The sequence below is a fragment of the Saonia flava genome (assembly GCF_011927795.1).
Lineage (GTDB): Bacteria > Bacteroidota > Bacteroidia > Flavobacteriales > Flavobacteriaceae > Saonia > Saonia flava.
Map to the genome: position 1 here is coordinate 177,586 of NZ_JAATJJ010000001.1, position 16,952 is coordinate 194,537.

The window sequence follows — 16,952 nt, forward strand, 5'->3', positions numbered from 1 at the left end:
CAATATAATTATTGTTGAATTTCAAATTTACCATTGGCAATTACACCATAGGCTTTTCCTTTTAATTTTTCACCTAAGAACATACTGTTCTTGGAAGTTGATAGTATGTTTTCCTTTGCAAATTCATATTCAATATCAGGGTTAAACAGAGTAATACATGCCTTTTCCCCTTCAGTTATTTTTGAGGTTGAAATGCCATATCGCTCCTTGTTTTTTGTTAGTAGCTCAATGGATTTTTCTATACCAAGCAATTGATTTAAAGCTCCAAACAAGCTTTCCAATCCTATAGTTCCATTTTCGGCATTATCAAACTCCACATTTTTTAATTCAATATTTAAAGGTATGTGGTCACTTGTCACATAATCAATAACACCGTCCTTTAATCCCTTGATCAATGCTTTGGCATCCGTCTTTGTTCTTAAGGGAGGCATTACTTTATAATTGGAACCAAACTCATCCAGGACTTCATCACTGAACCAAAGGTTATGGATGGCCACACTACAGCTAACATCCAATCCTTTCTTTTTAGCTTCTCTTATTAAGTTGACCGAATTCGCAGTTGATAGGGTTGGAATATGAAGGGCACCTCCAGTGTATTCCAGAATAAAAAGATCTCGCACAATTTGAAGCTCTTCTGCAAGGGCCGGTATTCCCTTTAGACCCAGTTTGGTAGACGTCTCTCCTTCATTAATAATTCCTTTTCCTGCAATTCCATGATCCAAAGGATAAGAGTGTACCAATCCACCAAAATTCTGTGCGTATAGCAAGGCTATTTTAAGGAGGTTGGAATTTGTAATTGCACTTTTAAAGTCATAGAAACCAACTGCTCCAGAATTTTTCATATCATATAATTCTGCAAGGTCAATACCTTCCCCTTTTGTGGTCAACATTCCTATAGGGTACAAACTTGTACTCTGTCCCTGAGCGGCATTTTTTAAAAATATGATGTCAGAACTACTATCTGGGACAGGATGGCTATTGGGATTAAGAACAATATCCGTAAAACCACTTTTGGATGCTACATTTAATCCCTTGGCTATGGTCTCTCTTTCCTCGTACCCCGGTTCACCAAAGCTAACACCAGTGTCCAGCCAACCATGAGAGATATGTAGGTTTTTATAATTAATTACTTTGGTATTACCACTCGCTTCTATTTTAGCGGCAATTTTTTCTATAACACCACTCTTTATTAAAATGTCTCGCTTTTTAAGATGTAAATTCTTGTTAGAGGCATCTACAATTGTGGCGGACTTTAGAAGTATGTTCATTTAAAAACTTTTTGAATAAGAATTTCAACCAGAATAAAAAGCAATGCTAAAATAACAAACCATTTCCAAAGGTCTGTAACTCTATTGTCATTTTCCAATTCACTAAAAAGGGAGATAATAGAACTTTGCTTGGATGTTGCATGCAATGTATTTATATCCAAGTACGATAAATCACTTTCATTTCTTGGATGGTTAAAACTGATATTTTTAAGATTTTCATTGCCATTTTTAATGGTATAAATCCCATTTCGCTCAAAATTATTGTCAAAAGTTAGGGTTACTTTGTTATCAAAGGACTGTTGTTGCGGAATGAATTCATATGTATCCTGGACAAGCTTTAATATATTGTCTTTTCCAAGACTTACGGCTACATCTGTACTAAAAAAATTTCCTAAAATTGTATACAGTTCCGGGGACTTTAAGCTATTGTCTCCCATACTATAAAATGTGGGAACTATTAAAGGGGATGCTTTAAAATTGGTGTTGTCTTTTGATAAAGAACTTGTAAAAACGTAAAATCCATTTTCACCGATCAAGAACGGATTTCCATTTTCAAAGGAAAGAATATTGGGCATTGTGGACTGACTCCTATAATATTTGGAAACTGTGGGGTATTGAAAGTTGGTCACTTTTTTTTCAAAAACATTGGTGTACAACGGATGTGAAAAGCTAATTTGGGTCATATTAAAAGTACCCTCCATAAGTTCGGAAAAAGTTGTAGAGTTAATACTTGATAAAAATTGATTGTATGATGTTAAGTCCGTAGTTTGGGATGGCACAACCACCAAATATCCTCCATTGTTTTTAAAGGACTTAAGAGCATTTTGGAGCGAGTTGGGAATCGAGTTCAATTCATTTAAAACAATCAAGTTTTGCGATTCCAATAAGCTATAGTCCAAGTTCTGAAGGGAATACGATGCATATAGAAATTCATCATCCCAAAAAATACGGTTTAAAAAGCCTGAATCCCCTTGGGTAATTGACAAAACCTTTATTTTTTCTTTCTCATTAATAGTAAAGAGGAGGGTATTGTCATAAGCCAAACCAGCATCAGAAACTTCAATTTTACCATGTATTACCTCATTTTTAGGCAAGGTAAAAACCATGGAGGCCTTTTTGGTGCCACCAAAATTGGCAGATGTTTTAGCTATGAGATTTTCACCATTGTAAAGAGAAACAGGAATATTCTCTATTGGCGACGTACTGGAAAGCTCAGTAGTAAGCTCTATAGTATTCGGTAAAGTTGTACTTACATAAGCCGAATCGATTACAACATTCTCTTTCTTTTCTGGTAAAAGTTGTACTAGATGTTTTTGTATACCTGTTTGGGTGGAATCTATACTACCAGAAAAGATGTGCTGTTGAAAATCTGAAACCATAATCAGATTTTTTATTGATTCCTTATTTTGGGGGAATAAAGTGCTGGCCTTTAATTCTACCTCTTTTAATTTTAGTTGTTTGTTCGAAAAATTTAACGACAACAAATCATTCTGAATATCTTTTAATTCAACATTCTTGAACGTCTTCTCATTAGTGAACAAAGAAAAGGTGTTTTCTTTGGGGATTGATTTTATGAGGTCTTGTACTGCATCTTCCAATAGAGATACACTATTGTTTTTTGCTTGCATGCTAAAGGAATCATCCAAATAGATAACGGTGTCTTTTTTGGCAAGAGCCGTTTCTTCCGCAAAAAAAGGTTGGGCAAAAGCAAGAACAAGAGCTGCTACAAGTAACAATCTAGTAATGAGTAGCAACCACTTTTTTAATGTATTGCTCTTGCGGGATTCCACCACAATTTTTTGTAATAATTTTACATTGGTAAATGGCGTTTTTTTAAATCTCCGAAGCTGAAAAAGATGAATGAATAGAGGGATGAGTAGTAAGAATAAGGCCCAAAGGAGTTCTGGATGTTTAAACTGCATTCCCTATTTTGATTTGGCAAATATAATAAAACCCCAAAGATTACCTAGAATGTTTAACAAAAGAAAAAGTAATCTTCACCATGGACCTGCTCTAAATTTTTAAAATATCTTTTTATAAAGGTTTGTGCTTCTTTATTGGCAACTGTAATTATGCTTTGGGCTGCACTAATGTTTTCAAGAGCTGTGTAATGTTTTAATACAACATCATAGATCTCTTTTCCTATTTTCTTTGGATTATCGCATAGCCATTGAAATTCTATGTTTTTTTCCAATAACCCTTTGGCGATGGCTTTTCCTTTAAAACCAGCTCCCCAGACTGTCAAGGTTTTTCTAGGGTCATGGTCCAACTTTAAAAAATAACTCAGTTTAATGTCCAAAAAGTAATTCTGGGCGTAGTGTTCACTGGTCCTACTGGTTCTGGAATCATAGTCACGCCAATGATGTAAAACCTCATTACAGGGAATACATAGTAACCCATTTTCATAAAACCGAAAAGTTAGGTCGTAATCTTCAGGATATCGGTTAGGGTCAAAAGCGCCACATGTATCCAAATCTTCTTTATACACCATCCAGCAAGGGGAGGGGATTACACATTCCTTATATATTTCTGTATAATTTGAGCCCTTTTTTGTGAGCCTGTTCAACCAGGCTTCATACCGTTCATACCCATTACTTATACCCTTTTTGGAAAAGTACTTTACTTGGCCTACTGCAAGATGGCCTTTGCCAGAACCCATCAGATTGCAAACTAAGACATCCAATTTATTTGGGGTCATAATATCATCAGAATCCATTCTAGTGATTAAATTCCCAGAAGAATGGGAATAGGCTGTTCTTAAAGCTTCAATAATGCCTTTTCCTTGGTTATTAAAAACCTTGATGCGAGAATCCATTTTAGCATACTCTTCAAGAATTAACATACTGTTGTCTTGGGAATGGTCATTTATAGCCAATACTTCCCAATTGGTATATGTTTGCTGAAGAATGGAATCCAAACATTCATTCAAAAAGAAGGAGGTATTTTTAAAGGGTATAAGAATGCTTACTAAAGAATTTTGCATGGCCTGCAAGTTAAAAAAATAAAGAGCCCCATGGGAATGGGACTCCTTAATTTAATTTTTCTCCAATGGACTTTCTAGTCCTTTGTTTTATTAGGATTTTCTTTATTTTTCGGTTGAAATTCTCCCCAACCAAACCACAAGAGGTTATTGATCCTCTTTTTTACTTTATTCATTGTACTCGTGTGTTTTATATTAAAAACCTTTATTTAGATAGGTGCAGCAACTCTTTTAAATTTGTTTTCAATTCTGGAAATTCCTTTATAAAACCTTCAAATGTTGTTGATGCAGATTTAGCCTTAAAATGGGAGACAGTTTTTACGGATGCTTCCGTAACACCTTTATTGAATTTGTTCCCATCTCCATGTATACGGTCAAAATTTAGAATTTGCTTACATATATTTTCTGCTGCTATTTCTTCACTGTATTTACCTAGATGTATCCAAGCCAATCTAATATGTGCTTCATGGGTAAAAAATGAAGGTTCTAATTTGCAGGACTCAAATTGTTTTTCAAATTCCTCATCCGTCAGTTGAAAGTGCTTCTCCAATTTTTCATGGTAATTTCTATGATATGGACTAGTGCATGACATTTTCTTGCAGATTAGGTTTCTTCTCTGTACTAACGTCTTCATTAGAAATATCCTTAAACTTTAGCATGTCCCACACCTTTTCTGATGCGCCGTGGTAAAACCCTGCTTCATGTTCATATTTGGAGGGATTATTAAAAGTTCCAAAAAGAATATCATAAAGAGAAATATCCGAATAATTATAGGCATGAATTCCTTTTGCATGATGAATGGCGTGTGCCTCTGGCCTTTGTATGAGATACCCAATCCATCTAGGTGTTTTTATATTGCTATGCTGAAAAATGGCCAAAAATGTGGTACCTAGAATAAAAAGGGTAGTGGCTTCCGGTGTAAAACCTGCTACGACCACCAAACACAAACTGCCTAAGAAAGTAAAACCGATCATATCCATTGGGCTAAAATAAAACGCACCATAACTGTCCATTCTTTCCGCACTATGGTGCATTTGATGGAACACCTTCCATAAGGTATCACTTTTGTGCATGCTCCAATGCCATCCATATAAGGCAAGTTCATAGAGCATAATGCTTGCAAAAGCACCCCAACCCGTACCTAAAGCGGTAAGGTCAAAGATTTGATAATCGGCTAAATAAACATCCCATATCATAGGAAGATAGGAAGAGAGATAAAAGAAGATAGCAAATGAAACCATCCCTCTTAGCTTCCAATTTTTTATTTTAGGTAGTTTACGGGCAGGGAAAATGGCCTCCCATGCCATTAAAGCTCCATAGATGCCCAATACTATTAAGGAAATGGGATCCAAGAGCAAGTCAATGGGGTTAGGTAAATTGTTTAAAATACTTTCCATTTTAATGATTTTTAATTGTTAAGTGATACAATCTGTTTTCACTTATATATGCGAAAGTTTTTTCCTCACAATGTAAGTTGGCCCTCTAAGGTTTTAAACGTACTTAATTTAAGTAACCCAATGTATCGGTATTTCAGGGCTATAGGAACAAAAAGTCCCGGTTTTAATACCCATTGAAAGATGCTTTCCCAGTTGTGGATGCGCTTTTTCAATTTTTTTAATGGCACTTCTTATTCGCCATGTAACGGCAGTTCTTGCTTTTTCAACAGACGAGCCTACTTTACGTGTTTTTCCTGCCAATCCCATAGCTTGCGACAAATGGTCGATTAAGGTTTCGTATTCTTCCCTGAGTACATCCAATTGAATGGTATTGCCCATTTCTTCTGCATCGGCTATTTCCATTTGGAGCTCTTGTATTCTTTTTTTATAATCCTTTTTGGCCGTATTGTCAATAACATCTTCACCACCGTTATCCTGCAAAATAGCCCCCATTAATTCTGAGCAATGAAACTCCTTATCCGGTTCTTTTAACAACTTGGAAATGTCATGGTAGCCCTTGGCATCTTTTAAGGCTATGGTTTCCCCCAAATAGCTAAGCTCCCATAGTTCCCCTTTGCATATAAATGAAGATTCTATAGGTTCTTGGACAGTATTGTTCTCAAAACTGGCTTTGGGTTTTTCTCCCCCCATATACTCCCAAAAAGGCTCTGCTTTGGACTTCACCTTATAGGGGTTTACCAAAATTTGCCAATTCACAGCCTCTTTGTCCGTGGCTTCCTTCCCTTTATTTATGTTTTGCTTAAAAAGTTCCTTATAATTGGCCCAATACGAATTCATTTTTTTCTTATCGCCCATTAAATAATAGACAGCGGCCATAAAAGCAGTGAAATCTGTCCAAATGGAAATGTCTTTCACTTTTTCACCCAGCTCGGCAGACTTCTTGTAATCACCCAATTCCAAATAAATTAATGAACCATGGGGAAAGTAAACATCTGCATGTAAAGGGTTAAGGGTTTGCGCCTTTAGGTAAATTTGTTCTGCTTCTTCAGCGTAGCCCAAATACACCAGACTAAATGCAATTTGCACCAAATTATCTGCATCATTAGGGTTCATGCGCAAGGATTTTCTAAAAAAATGTTCGGCCTTTTCATATTCTTCCAGATATAAATAGGTTCTCCCTAAAACTGAAAGGGAAACATAATCGTTCTCATCAAATTCAATGGCTTTTAAGGCATATTCATGCGCTCCTTTTTGACTAACGTCCCATCTGTCCCATAGTTGGCAACTCCATTCATTAAAGTAGGAAAGGGAAATTCCTGTATAGGCACGGGCAAATTTGGGATTTATGCTTAATGCGGCCTCAAAATGTTCTCTTGCTATCTTGTCACTTTCTAAGGATCCTTTTTTTAAATGGTTCATTCCTATGAGCCAGTTTTCGTAGGCCGGCAGTTCCACGGATTCCTTTTTATAGGAATAGGAAAGAAGGTCATAATCTATTTGCTGTTGCAATACACTTACAATCTGCTGTATAATGGTATCTTGGGTGCTTAATATGGATGCTATGGTCTCATCATGATTACCAGCAAAAATCACCTTTTGGTCCTTAAACCGAATAAGCTGTACATTAATTCTAATCTTGTCCAATAGCATTCTAAAACTACCACTGATCAAATAATCGGCACCCAATTGCTCAATGGGCTGGGTCTGGGACAGGTCCTGTATATTTTGGGTGGAATATTGGGAAATGACAGAAAGACCAATAAACTTCGAAAAATTTATAATAAGGTCTTCTGTAAAACCGGTGATAATAGGGCTTAACTTATCCGATTCGGTTAAAATCTGAAATGGTAACACCGCAACGGTGGTCTCTTTGTTGCTTACCAGTTCCATTGTAATTTACTTTTTGTTCTACATTAATCAATTGACTGGATTTCAGTCTTTTTCGTCTTGAAGCTTAAAGGTACATAAAATGATCAATAAGTTCCCTAAGTATTGTTCAATCCCAAAAGGTTTGAAACAAAACGATAAAACTAGAAAAAACTGAATGTTGCAATGCCGTACACTTTATGAACTACCCTAAATACAGTATAAGTTGTTCAATTCCTTGTATTTGTGGAAAATAGGAAGGAATTGCCCTTGCCATGTTCCTATTCTTTATCGCTGTCCATGGTTTTGGTCACCGGACTTGGCTCAACAGGATTATTGGAATCTTGTTTTTCCATAGTGAGAAATCTATAGGTAAAAATACCAAAGGCAATAGCGAGAACCAGTAAAAGCACCTTGTTCATTTTTACTATTAGTTTTTGGGCCAGATAATGGCCAGCAAAAAAAGAGGCCACCAAGGCTGCAAAGCCTATTACAATCCCATAGAACAATATGGTGGCACTACCTGCCAATCCTTGTCCGTCTGCCACACCACTTATTCCGGTTATCATAATTCCGAATAGGGTGAAAACCAAAAAAGCAAGTAGGTATAACAATAAACTGGCCGGTTTTAACATGTTAAGGTATTTTATTTATCTAAAGCTTCCTTTATGGCCGCTTCTGCCAAAGGGGCCATGATTTCATAACCCAATTTATTGGGGTGCACCCCGTCAGAGGTCAATTCACCTCTCATACCATTATTTCCATCTGTCATGGCAGAAAAATAATCCAGATATACAATGTCCTTTGCTTGGGCATACTTTTTAATCTCCTTATTTAACTCAGGAATTCTAATGTTGGGATTTAAGCCTGGTCTCCATCTATAATCAAAAGCAGGGTGAACGGAGGCCAGCACAACAGTAATCCCATTGGCCATGGCAATCTCGGCCATAGAAGTTAGATTGTCCATAATCATTTGGGTACTGGCATAACCAGTATTTTCTGCGATATCATTGGTCCCTGCGCAGATAACCACCACTTTAGGTTTTAAATTTATTACATCTTGCTTAAATCTTAGGAGCATTTGTGGCGTGGTCTGCCCACCGATTCCCCTGTTTACATAGGGTTTCCCTTCAAAAAATTCGGGTTGGTGGTGGCTCCAACCTATGGTAATGGAATTCCCCATAAAAACAACCCTGTCCTCACCCGCTTTAGGGTCACCCAGCGCTGCATTGTCTTCTTGGAATCTGCCCAAGTTGCACCAGTCCCTGGAAATATCTTGTGCAATAGTGTTGTTCATACTAAAAAGAGAAGCTATCATTGCGAACATGGCTATTTTAATTGTTTTCATGAGTTTATTTTTTTGGTTTGGTATGATATGATGGTTTTATTTAAGTCCCTTACGTTGGTGCAATACGTCCGCAGCAATAATATTGCCAGAGGTTTCCCCAAATTCTATTCTAATAAAATTCAAGATATCCCTTATTTCTTCATCTGGCAAATTTTGATAGGATGGCATTTCATCTTGGTATTCCACACCATTTACCGTAATAGGGGTATTTAACCCTTTTAGCATTACATCTATTAATCTGGAATTGTTCCCAGTGACCCATTCACTGTTTACCAAAGGCGGAATCTGTCCCACATTTCCTTTTCCATCGGGTCTATGGCACGCTGCACATTGCGCCATATACAATTTTTGACCACTTAACAATTCATCATCTGTAGCATTAAAATTCCAATCTTCAGAGGGTAGGGCATAAGGCTCTTTATCCTCTACAAGCTCCATTCGGTTTTCTAGGGTTGCCAATTGTTCCAACATATTGGAATTTACTTTTTCTATTTTAATAATGCGGTCGCCCCTTTCTTTTGGTAGAGAATCATACATCCAAGGTTGATGCCCGGGATGCCAATCTAGATTACTGGTGGCAATATAGATTTCACCATTTTTTCCCATAGCCACATCTCTAATTCTTCCCAACCTTTTTTGGAACAAGATGTGTTCGTTGATTACTTGGTCACCAGAATTATTTAAGTTTAATACCCTGAGCGATTGTCCTTTTAAAGTTGCTTGGATCAAGCTGTTCTTCCATTCAGGAATAAGTGTGTGGTTGTAGTACAAAAGCCCCGAAGTGGCCACAGTGGGTGTCCATGCCTGTAAGGGCTCCTTAATGTTGTGTTGGTCACAATATAGTTTTTCCCTTTCCAAATCACAGTATCCATGGACATCTGGCCAACCGTAATTGGATTTTTTGGTAATGATATTAATTTCGTCATCATTAAGTGGACCATGCTCGGATGCATAGAGTTTCCCATTTCCGTAGGCAATGCCCTGTACATTTCTATGTCCCATGCTCCAAACGGGAGAATTGGGATAGGGGTTGTTTGTTGGAATACTTCCGTCTAAGTTAATACGGAGTATTTTACCGTTCATAACTTTTGGGTTTTGGGTCAGTTCTGTGTCACCACCAGCATCTCCCAAACCTAAAAATAGGGTATGGTCATCCCCAATGAACATTCTAGAACCATTATGGAAGGTATTCCCAGGAATGGCATCTAGAATTGTGGTTTGCTCTATTAACTCATTATTCTTAAAGGTAAACCGGACCACTCTGGAAAAAATATGGTCCAATAGATTGGAATCTTTCTCTGCATAGGTATAATGCACATATACATAGGGATTATCGGAGAAATCTGGATGTAAGACCATACTGAACAGTCCCGATGATTTTCTATAAAACATATCATTAACAGTCACTAACTGTTGAAGTTCACCGGTTTCTACATGCACCCTGGTTATGGTTCCCTTTTGTTCCGTAAACCAAACCCAGTTATCTGGACCCACTTCCAAATCCCATGGAACTTCCAAATTATGGGCCACTTCCGTGGCAACCAATAGGCTAGATTCCAACTGCAGCTCTGCCACATACGTAGTCACATCCAATTTGGGAGTAGGGGATTGGCACCCATAAATGAACATGATTATCCCAAGAGCCATGAATAATTTTATGCCTCTGCCCATAGTTCCTGTACTTTTTTCAAATCCTTTTTCATTGCCTCAAAAACCACTTTTTTATCTACTGTAAGTGCTGTACGCCCATGTTCTGCTCCTCCCAAATTATATTCCATATGTAAGATTACAGGTGCTTGGATGTTATATTTCTTAAGAAGCCCAAAATAGGTTTTAAAATCTACCATTCCCCCACCAATGGGGGTGTTCACAGTGGTCCATTCACCGTCTACCAGCCCCCATTTAAAATCCTTTACCACTATCGTCTTTATATGTTCCTGTATTAATTTAAGGCCGTTTTCCCAGGATAGCCCTCCCTCGACCGTAGCATGTCTAATATCATATTGCACCCCAAAATGTGATGGATCCGCTGTTTCCAATAATTTTGCCACTTCCCATAAAGAGGCACCAACACGTGTGCCGGCATGGTTTTGATAGCAGCCTACCAGTCCCAACTCTTTATTAATTTTAGAGAGGTCACTTACCTCCTGTTGGTAGTTTAACAAAGCTTCCGGCATGGATGTTTCCCCATTATAGTTAAACCAATTGGAACGGTAGAATTTTATCCCCAAGGTAGCAGCTGTTTTTAGGACGGCCATATCCCTTTCATTGCGTACACTTTCTATTGCCGTCGTCATTAGGGAGCAAGATGAACCTCCCTTTTTAATATCTGTTATGGCTTTTGGCAGCACTTTCTCCACGTCTTTGGGCAGTACATGGCCATTTGGCCTTACCGTTAGGTCCAATCCTGCAAAACCTATTTTCGCCGCTATTTCTCCGGCCGACCTATAATCCAGAAATTGTAGGTGCTTGGAAAAAATATGAATGGGCAGCTTATTTTCTTGGGATGCCCATAGGATACTGGAAATGGGAGAAATAAAAGGTACGGCACTTGCGGAAAGAACCGACTTTTTAACAAATTCCCTTCTGTTTATGTTTTTCAATGTAAATGTATTTTGAAGTAAAAAAATAGGTAAGGAACCAAGTTCCTATATGTAATTATTTAATCGTTTTTATATACCGGTCTATTCTCTGGTTTTCTAACTAATTGATAATCTATGCTTTTCATGGGTAGTTATCTTAAATGCAAATGCTTTTTTATTTTATCTTCTGTAGGACGTTGTGTAAAAAAATACACGATTAAGCTAACCACAATGGTAAGGTATAGGGCATGGGAATCTTGTAAAAAGGCAAAGAGGGCCAAAAAGGCCGGAGCCTCCAAAATGGCATATTTAATGAGCGAGGCACTTTGGTAACGTGCCAATTTACTTTGTAAAGGTCGCTTTTGGGGAATGTTGCCCACCATTTTTTGAAACATAAACTGACTAAAGAAATAGCCAACAATGGCACCAATAGGCACTAGATAAAGAAAAACATCTCCATTGGGATAACTTTCTGTCTTTAAGGAATCTCCCGTGTAATAGGCAAAGCCTGTAAAAGCTACCAGGCCCGTAAAAAGGCCTAAATGTAACATGGACAAGGTTTGTAAAAAAGGTTTGGGAACAGTGTTTTCTTGGGTAGGCATTGGGTTGGTTTAAATCTACACCAAGATACCATTTATACCGTAAACCACCAATAGACAAGATAAATGAAAAGAGATACCAACCCCAAAGCAACAATGGAAATAAGTATTTCCTTCTTTTTGTCTTTCTTGGCTTTCTCAATAATTTTATTTCTAATAATGAGCAACTCTTCTGGGCTGACATTTTTAAAGTCTAATCTGGTTTTTCCAGAAAGATTTGCATAGTATTCTCTAATTTCTTTAAACGTACGCCTTTTCCTTAATAATGCTCTATTCTCTCTTAAACTTGTAATTGCATGTGACATGCTTCCTTCTCCTCCCATATCTTCCTGTTTTATATATGGGTAGGGAAAATGAAGGTTTTGTTACAAAAAGCCCTAGTCTCTTCTTCTAAAAAGGTTGCCAATTCTTTTGAAAATATTTTGTCTTTCAATGATAACCAATCCTCCCATATATTCTATTTCCTCATCTGCAAAAGTAATCTCAAGGAAGGGCGTATTTCTATCCACAGCTATTTCTTTGGTTATGTATCCTATATGGGATATAACCAATGTATTTAGTGATTGTATTTCCGAAGCGGGTAGGGTAAGACTAAAATTCCCATCAAAATCTGTTTGGGTACCCACTGTACTATTTTTTAAAACCACAGTAGCCCCGGGGAGAGGAAATTCTAAGTCTTTTACATTGCCATGGATGGTTATGTTTTCTTGCGCTATTGGGACAATGGCAATGTCTCCCAAGGTGACTATTTCCTCTTCTACCGTTTCCAGGGCAGGTTTTGTTTGCTGTGCCGCGACCGGACTTCCAATAGCCAATAAGGAGGTGAAACCCAACATAGCGGCATTGCGTTTCCATGTGTTTTGGGAAACAGAGGGAATGGGTGTATTTAACTGACTTGGTTTAAACCTACCACATAATTTAGTGCCGCTTTCTAATTTTTTGGAAAGCTCAAACCTACTGGTATGCGTAAAATCTACGACTTCTTTACTGCATTTGTCACAAAACGCCCCTTTTTGGGTGGGGGCCATGGTGTTCCAATTCTCGGTACATGGTTCTGGGATGGTAATTATATAGCTCATAATGGTTTTTATTTAGAGCTAAACTAGGAGTACTGGTATTCCTAAAAAACCAAGATTGAGGGAAAGGGTGGTTTGGCTTAGGGAAGTTACCAATCCCCATAGCTCTAAAAACAAAAAATAGTATCTTGTTAGGCACTAAGTAATACCCTATGTCTACTAGCAAAAATTCTTGGTTAGATATCTTACACCAACTTGTAGAGGTCTTTTTTAAGAGTGCTCGTACAAGTAATAGGCCACGAACATGGCACCAACACGTGGTCCCCAATGATAAAGGGTGGGCGGTACGCCGCGAGGGAAACAAACGCATTACGTCTAAACACAGACGCCAGGATACTGCCATTAGAAAAGCCAAAAGGATTGCAAAGAAGTATAAGGCCGATGTTATTATCCATAGAGCAGATGGTACGATACGGGACCGTATTAGTTATGATTAATGTTTATTAGAAAATGGGACTTTCCCCTTTTTATAGTTTTTACGATAGTTTAAGCAAACCCATAGTTTTATGGCTTACATTATGGGTAGAGAAAACAAATGCTCGTTCTTTTAATTCAATTAATTTATTCCGTTTCTCCGTTTATCGTTTCCATGATTTCTTTAAAACTGTTTAAGCCAGATTCTAAATTATCAATGATTTCACTTGCTAAAATGTCTGGGTCTGGTAGATTGTCTAAATCGGTTAAACTTTTGTCTTTCAACCAAAAAATATCCAAACTCGTTTTATCTCTTGCAATGATTTCATCATAGCTATACTTTCTCCACCTTCCTTCTTCATTTTCTTCGCTCCAAGTTGCTGCGCGTTTATTGATGTTACTGCCATTATATAGCTCAATAAACTCCGACAAGTGTTCTTGACGCATGGGGTTTTTCTTGGGCGTATGATGCACATTTGTTCTATAGTCATAAAACCAAATATCTTTTGTCCAAGCTTCTTTACTTGCGGGTTTGTTATTGAAAAACAACACATTTGCCTTTACACCCTGAGCATAAAAAATCCCCGTTGGTAATCTCAAAATTGTGTGTAATTCAGCAGTTTTCATGAGTTGTTTTCTCACTTCTTCACCCGCCCCACCTTCAAACAAAACATTGTCAGGAAGCACTACTGCAGCTTCTCCATTTATTTTAAGCTGTGTTTTTATATGCTGCAAAAAGTTTAATTGCTTGTTAGATGTAGTTTCCCAAAAATCTTGACGATTATAACTTAAATCTTCTTTTACAATCTCACCTTGTTCGTTGGTAAACGTCATACTGCTCTTTTTACCAAAAGGTGGATTTGCTAATACATAATCGTAGCGTTCTCCATCATCTGAAATTAATGCATCGTTTGGATTGATAAACGATTCTCCGTCTATTTCTCCAATGTTGTGCAAATACATATTCATTAAGCACATTCTACGTGTATTGGCAACAATTTCGTTTCCGTAAAAGGTTTTGTTCTTTAAAAACTCCTTTTCTTCACGGTCCAATTTGTTGTTATCTACAATCCAATCGTAAGCTGCTAAAAAGAAACCACCAGTTCCACAGGCTGGGTCAACAATGGTTTTTAGAGGTTTAGGCTGTACACAAGCTACCATTGTTTTTATCAATGCCCTTGGTGTAAAATATTGACCAGCTCCACTTTTGGTATCTTCTGCGTTTTTCTCTAAAAGACCTTCGTATATTTTACCCTTTATATCAGCACCCATCATAGACCAATCTTCTTTATCAATGAGATTGATGACTTTTAATAATTTGGCTGGGTCTTGTATTTTGTTTTGACTTTTGGTAAAAATTTGCCCAAGTGTTCCTTTTTCTGTGGAAAGTGTTCGCAGCAATTGACTGTAAAATGATTCTAATTCTGCACCACGTTTGCTAGATAAGGTTTCCCAGTTTGCTATTTCGGCCTCTGTAACCTCATTACCTTCTACATCTTTTAGTTTTGGAAACACCAAGCCTTTGTTGTAAGGTGGTTTATTTAGTTCATCTGCCATTTTTAGGAATAGCAAATAGGTTATTTGTTCTAAATAATCTCCATACCCTACACCATCATCACGTAGTACGTTGGCAAGGTTCCATATTTTTGATATTATTGAGCTGTCAGTCATCTAATGTTTTTTAAATCTATTTTTAGTATTTCCTCAAGTTCTTCTAGTAGTTCTGTTTTTCTTTTTAAAATGGTATCAATATCCCATCTTTCCAACTTCTTTTGATTGTAATCATCAAATATTTTTTGGGTAATCCTAAATGAAGTAATCTTATTATCAGAACTGCCGTGCTTTCCCTTGCCTTGGTATATGCTTATTTTATTCTCAAATGCATCATTACTCGCTTCAATATTTTTCTTCCCACTAAGTAGAGTCATATTACCAAAAGTATTCACATATTCAATACCGTCTCTATCATCTTCAATTACATGTTTCCAACCATAAACTTCATTAAAATTTTGAGGAAGAATATGTTCTGCATGAATATTCCTATCACCTAGCCAAATGTATTCTGGTTTATCAATTTGATTGTATTCAATTAAAGCCAAAAGTGGTTTACACCAAGGTTCTTGATATACATTACCACTTAAAGCACTTTCAACTCTTTCTTGAACTTTGTTTTCCTTAATACTTTTTTCCAGTTCATATTTAATTTCGTTAATCAGCTTTTTATCCTTTAACCATTTTATTAAATTAAATGACGTTTGCTTAATTCTTGATAAGGTAAAACCTGCAATCCAAAATAAGTAGAAAAACCTTCTCAAGGATTCTTTAAACTCTTTAATATCTGAATACCCAATATGAATAGCTGTACTTAAAATAGTTTTCCAATATATGGACCAACGTAAATAGAAGAACGAATAATCTAATGGACTTTTTGTGTCATAGACATGGTTTTGATAACCAGTAATAAATGCTTTAAAGTCACCAATAACATCTATTGGGTCTTCGTTCTCAAACTGACGTTCTAATTCATCGTATAATGATTTCTTGGGGTTTGATGCCAATAAAAAGTATTCGTACATAACGAACAACTCATTCATACTCTCCTCTATATCCAATGCAATTCCCTCGCAAGCTATCCAATCTTGTAGAAACTGGCTTTCCTTAATCTTTACTACCTCTTCATCATAGTTTGTATAAAGTTTACCAATTAAATAACTTTTAATTAAATCAGAATTTGTTAAATCTAATCCTCTGGCATTAAGTACTTGAAACAATTTGATTGCAAACCCTACATTTGTACAATCTATTCTAATAATTTTAATCTGATTAAAAATATAGTTTAATAAGCTACCTGCCTCTTTTTCCCCTAGCTCTTCTAATCTATACCTAAACTCTACTGACGTATTAATAAATTTAAATTCTGGTGCTTCATCTTTTCTTAAATCCTTTTTATATGGTTTTTTGAGTATTGATGTATTGCCCTTTATAATGTGTTTGTCAAAGTCTGTACTATGGTTAGAATGTGTTGCCAAACGCAAACGCCCAAACTTATCGCTAACCATAATTGCATTTTTTATTTGTTCAATACCAATTGCAAATGGGTCTTCTTCACATTGCTCTTCATTAATTTTTGGGTATAAATCACGAATGGTTGCCATTAATATAATAAGCGTAGTCAATCGTTGTTGTCCATCAACTACATCGAGATATTTCGTGCCTTGGCTAGATTTTGCTGTAATAATTGAACCTAAAAAATAATTCGGTTCTTGATTGCTATAGCTTTCTATTATATCATCCCAAAGTTTATCAATTTCATCATCTCCCCATTTATATGGACGTTGATAAACCGGAATCTGATACAATGCATCCGAATCAGTGAGTAATTTATTTATGGTTAAACTATTGGGTTTAAAACTTTCTTCCAT

The 16,952-nt window shown here is 36.7% G+C and carries 16 protein-coding genes; 1 reads left to right on the top strand and 15 read right to left on the bottom strand.

Translation table 11 applies throughout. The annotated features are described in order from the left end of the window. Window positions 1–8: 8 nt before the first annotated feature. From GGR42_RS00840 to GGR42_RS00900, 13 genes are all read right to left on the bottom strand, one after another. The gene (locus GGR42_RS00840; protein WP_167959896.1) at window positions 9–1,268 is read right to left on the bottom strand and encodes a dihydroorotase; all 1,260 of its coding nucleotides are present in this window, start codon (window positions 1,266–1,268) and stop codon (window positions 9–11) included. After that, complete coding sequence (locus GGR42_RS00845; protein ID WP_167959898.1) at window positions 1,265–3,190, bottom strand: BatA domain-containing protein; 1,926 nt, start codon at window positions 3,188–3,190, stop codon at window positions 1,265–1,267. Before GGR42_RS00845 ends, GGR42_RS00840 begins: the two co-directional genes overlap by 4 nt. A 53-nt stretch (window positions 3,191–3,243) precedes the next feature. Continuing rightward, entirely contained in the window at window positions 3,244–4,251 is a 1,008-nt protein-coding gene (locus GGR42_RS00850; protein WP_167959900.1) for a glycosyltransferase, read from the bottom strand. 202 nt (window positions 4,252–4,453) lie between these two features. Beyond that, on the bottom strand, window positions 4,454–4,840 hold the full coding sequence (locus GGR42_RS00855) for a hypothetical protein (protein ID WP_167959902.1): 387 nt from the start codon (window positions 4,838–4,840) through the stop codon (window positions 4,454–4,456). Beyond that, on the bottom strand, window positions 4,827–5,645 hold the full coding sequence (locus GGR42_RS00860) for a sterol desaturase family protein (RefSeq protein WP_167959904.1): 819 nt from the start codon (window positions 5,643–5,645) through the stop codon (window positions 4,827–4,829). Before GGR42_RS00860 ends, GGR42_RS00855 begins: the two co-directional genes overlap by 14 nt. 108 nt (window positions 5,646–5,753) lie before the next feature. After that, window positions 5,754–7,535 (bottom strand): tetratricopeptide repeat protein, encoded by a 1,782-nt coding sequence (locus GGR42_RS00865; protein WP_167959906.1) that lies wholly within the window; start codon window positions 7,533–7,535, stop codon window positions 5,754–5,756. A gap of 257 nt (window positions 7,536–7,792) precedes the next feature. Continuing rightward, the gene (locus GGR42_RS00870; protein ID WP_209023908.1) at window positions 7,793–8,146 is read right to left on the bottom strand and encodes a hypothetical protein; all 354 of its coding nucleotides are present in this window, start codon (window positions 8,144–8,146) and stop codon (window positions 7,793–7,795) included. Window positions 8,147–8,157: 11 nt separating this feature from the next. Continuing rightward, window positions 8,158–8,859 carry an SGNH/GDSL hydrolase family protein gene (locus GGR42_RS00875; RefSeq protein ID WP_167959910.1) on the bottom strand — a complete coding sequence of 234 codons (702 nt, stop codon included), beginning with the start codon at window positions 8,857–8,859 and terminating at the stop codon, window positions 8,158–8,160. Between the two features lie 36 nt (window positions 8,860–8,895). Continuing rightward, on the bottom strand, window positions 8,896–10,530 hold the full coding sequence (locus GGR42_RS00880) for a PQQ-dependent sugar dehydrogenase (protein WP_167959912.1): 1,635 nt from the start codon (window positions 10,528–10,530) through the stop codon (window positions 8,896–8,898). Then, the gene (locus tag GGR42_RS00885) at window positions 10,515–11,462 is read right to left on the bottom strand and encodes a sugar phosphate isomerase/epimerase family protein (RefSeq protein WP_167959914.1); all 948 of its coding nucleotides are present in this window, start codon (window positions 11,460–11,462) and stop codon (window positions 10,515–10,517) included. Before GGR42_RS00885 ends, GGR42_RS00880 begins: the two co-directional genes overlap by 16 nt. A gap of 131 nt (window positions 11,463–11,593) precedes the next feature. After that, the gene (locus tag GGR42_RS00890) at window positions 11,594–12,043 is read right to left on the bottom strand and encodes a hypothetical protein (protein ID WP_167959916.1); all 450 of its coding nucleotides are present in this window, start codon (window positions 12,041–12,043) and stop codon (window positions 11,594–11,596) included. Between the two features lie 32 nt (window positions 12,044–12,075). Continuing rightward, complete coding sequence (locus GGR42_RS00895) at window positions 12,076–12,363, bottom strand: hypothetical protein (RefSeq protein ID WP_167959918.1); 288 nt, start codon at window positions 12,361–12,363, stop codon at window positions 12,076–12,078. A 54-nt stretch (window positions 12,364–12,417) separates the two neighbouring features. Then, window positions 12,418–13,119, bottom strand: a complete 702-nt coding sequence (locus GGR42_RS00900; protein ID WP_167959920.1) for a carboxypeptidase-like regulatory domain-containing protein — start codon at window positions 13,117–13,119, stop codon at window positions 12,418–12,420. A 149-nt stretch (window positions 13,120–13,268) separates the two neighbouring features. Here GGR42_RS00900 and GGR42_RS00905 point away from each other — a divergent pair, with 149 nt between their 5' ends. After that, window positions 13,269–13,553 (top strand): DUF2188 domain-containing protein, encoded by a 285-nt coding sequence (locus tag GGR42_RS00905; protein WP_167959922.1) that lies wholly within the window; start codon window positions 13,269–13,271, stop codon window positions 13,551–13,553. Window positions 13,554–13,677: 124 nt separating this feature from the next. Here GGR42_RS00905 and GGR42_RS00910 read toward each other — a convergent pair whose 3' ends face one another. Both GGR42_RS00910 and GGR42_RS00915 read right to left on the bottom strand, forming a co-directional pair. Next, window positions 13,678–15,201 (bottom strand): class I SAM-dependent DNA methyltransferase, encoded by a 1,524-nt coding sequence (locus GGR42_RS00910; RefSeq protein ID WP_167959924.1) that lies wholly within the window; start codon window positions 15,199–15,201, stop codon window positions 13,678–13,680. Continuing rightward, complete coding sequence (locus GGR42_RS00915) at window positions 15,198–16,952, bottom strand: DUF262 domain-containing protein (RefSeq protein ID WP_167959926.1); 1,755 nt, start codon at window positions 16,950–16,952, stop codon at window positions 15,198–15,200. The genes GGR42_RS00910 and GGR42_RS00915 overlap by 4 nt, the downstream gene beginning before the upstream one ends.

Bases quoted from the DNA above. Each gene is read 5' to 3' on its own strand.
- GGR42_RS00845 (WP_167959898.1), bottom strand. From the start codon at position 3,190: ATGCAGTTTAAACATCCAGAACTCCTTTGGGCCTTATTCTTACTACTC.
- GGR42_RS00840 (WP_167959896.1), bottom strand. From the start codon at position 1,268: ATGAACATACTTCTAAAGTCCGCCACAATTGTAGATGCCTCTAACAAG.
- GGR42_RS00905 (WP_167959922.1), top strand. From the start codon at position 13,269: ATGTCTACTAGCAAAAATTCTTGGTTAGATATCTTACACCAACTTGTA.
- GGR42_RS00895 (WP_167959918.1), bottom strand. From the start codon at position 12,363: ATGGGAGGAGAAGGAAGCATGTCACATGCAATTACAAGTTTAAGAGAG.
- GGR42_RS00880 (WP_167959912.1), bottom strand. From the start codon at position 10,530: ATGGGCAGAGGCATAAAATTATTCATGGCTCTTGGGATAATCATGTTC.
- GGR42_RS00870 (WP_209023908.1), bottom strand. From the start codon at position 8,146: ATGTTAAAACCGGCCAGTTTATTGTTATACCTACTTGCTTTTTTGGTT.
- GGR42_RS00875 (WP_167959910.1), bottom strand. From the start codon at position 8,859: ATGAAAACAATTAAAATAGCCATGTTCGCAATGATAGCTTCTCTTTTT.
- GGR42_RS00890 (WP_167959916.1), bottom strand. From the start codon at position 12,043: ATGCCTACCCAAGAAAACACTGTTCCCAAACCTTTTTTACAAACCTTG.
- GGR42_RS00910 (WP_167959924.1), bottom strand. From the start codon at position 15,201: ATGACTGACAGCTCAATAATATCAAAAATATGGAACCTTGCCAACGTA.
- GGR42_RS00900 (WP_167959920.1), bottom strand. From the start codon at position 13,119: ATGAGCTATATAATTACCATCCCAGAACCATGTACCGAGAATTGGAAC.
- GGR42_RS00860 (WP_167959904.1), bottom strand. From the start codon at position 5,645: ATGGAAAGTATTTTAAACAATTTACCTAACCCCATTGACTTGCTCTTG.
- GGR42_RS00915 (WP_167959926.1), bottom strand. From the start codon at position 16,952: ATGGAAGAAAGTTTTAAACCCAATAGTTTAACCATAAATAAATTACTC.
- GGR42_RS00855 (WP_167959902.1), bottom strand. From the start codon at position 4,840: ATGTCATGCACTAGTCCATATCATAGAAATTACCATGAAAAATTGGAG.
- GGR42_RS00865 (WP_167959906.1), bottom strand. From the start codon at position 7,535: ATGGAACTGGTAAGCAACAAAGAGACCACCGTTGCGGTGTTACCATTT.
- GGR42_RS00850 (WP_167959900.1), bottom strand. From the start codon at position 4,251: ATGCAAAATTCTTTAGTAAGCATTCTTATACCCTTTAAAAATACCTCC.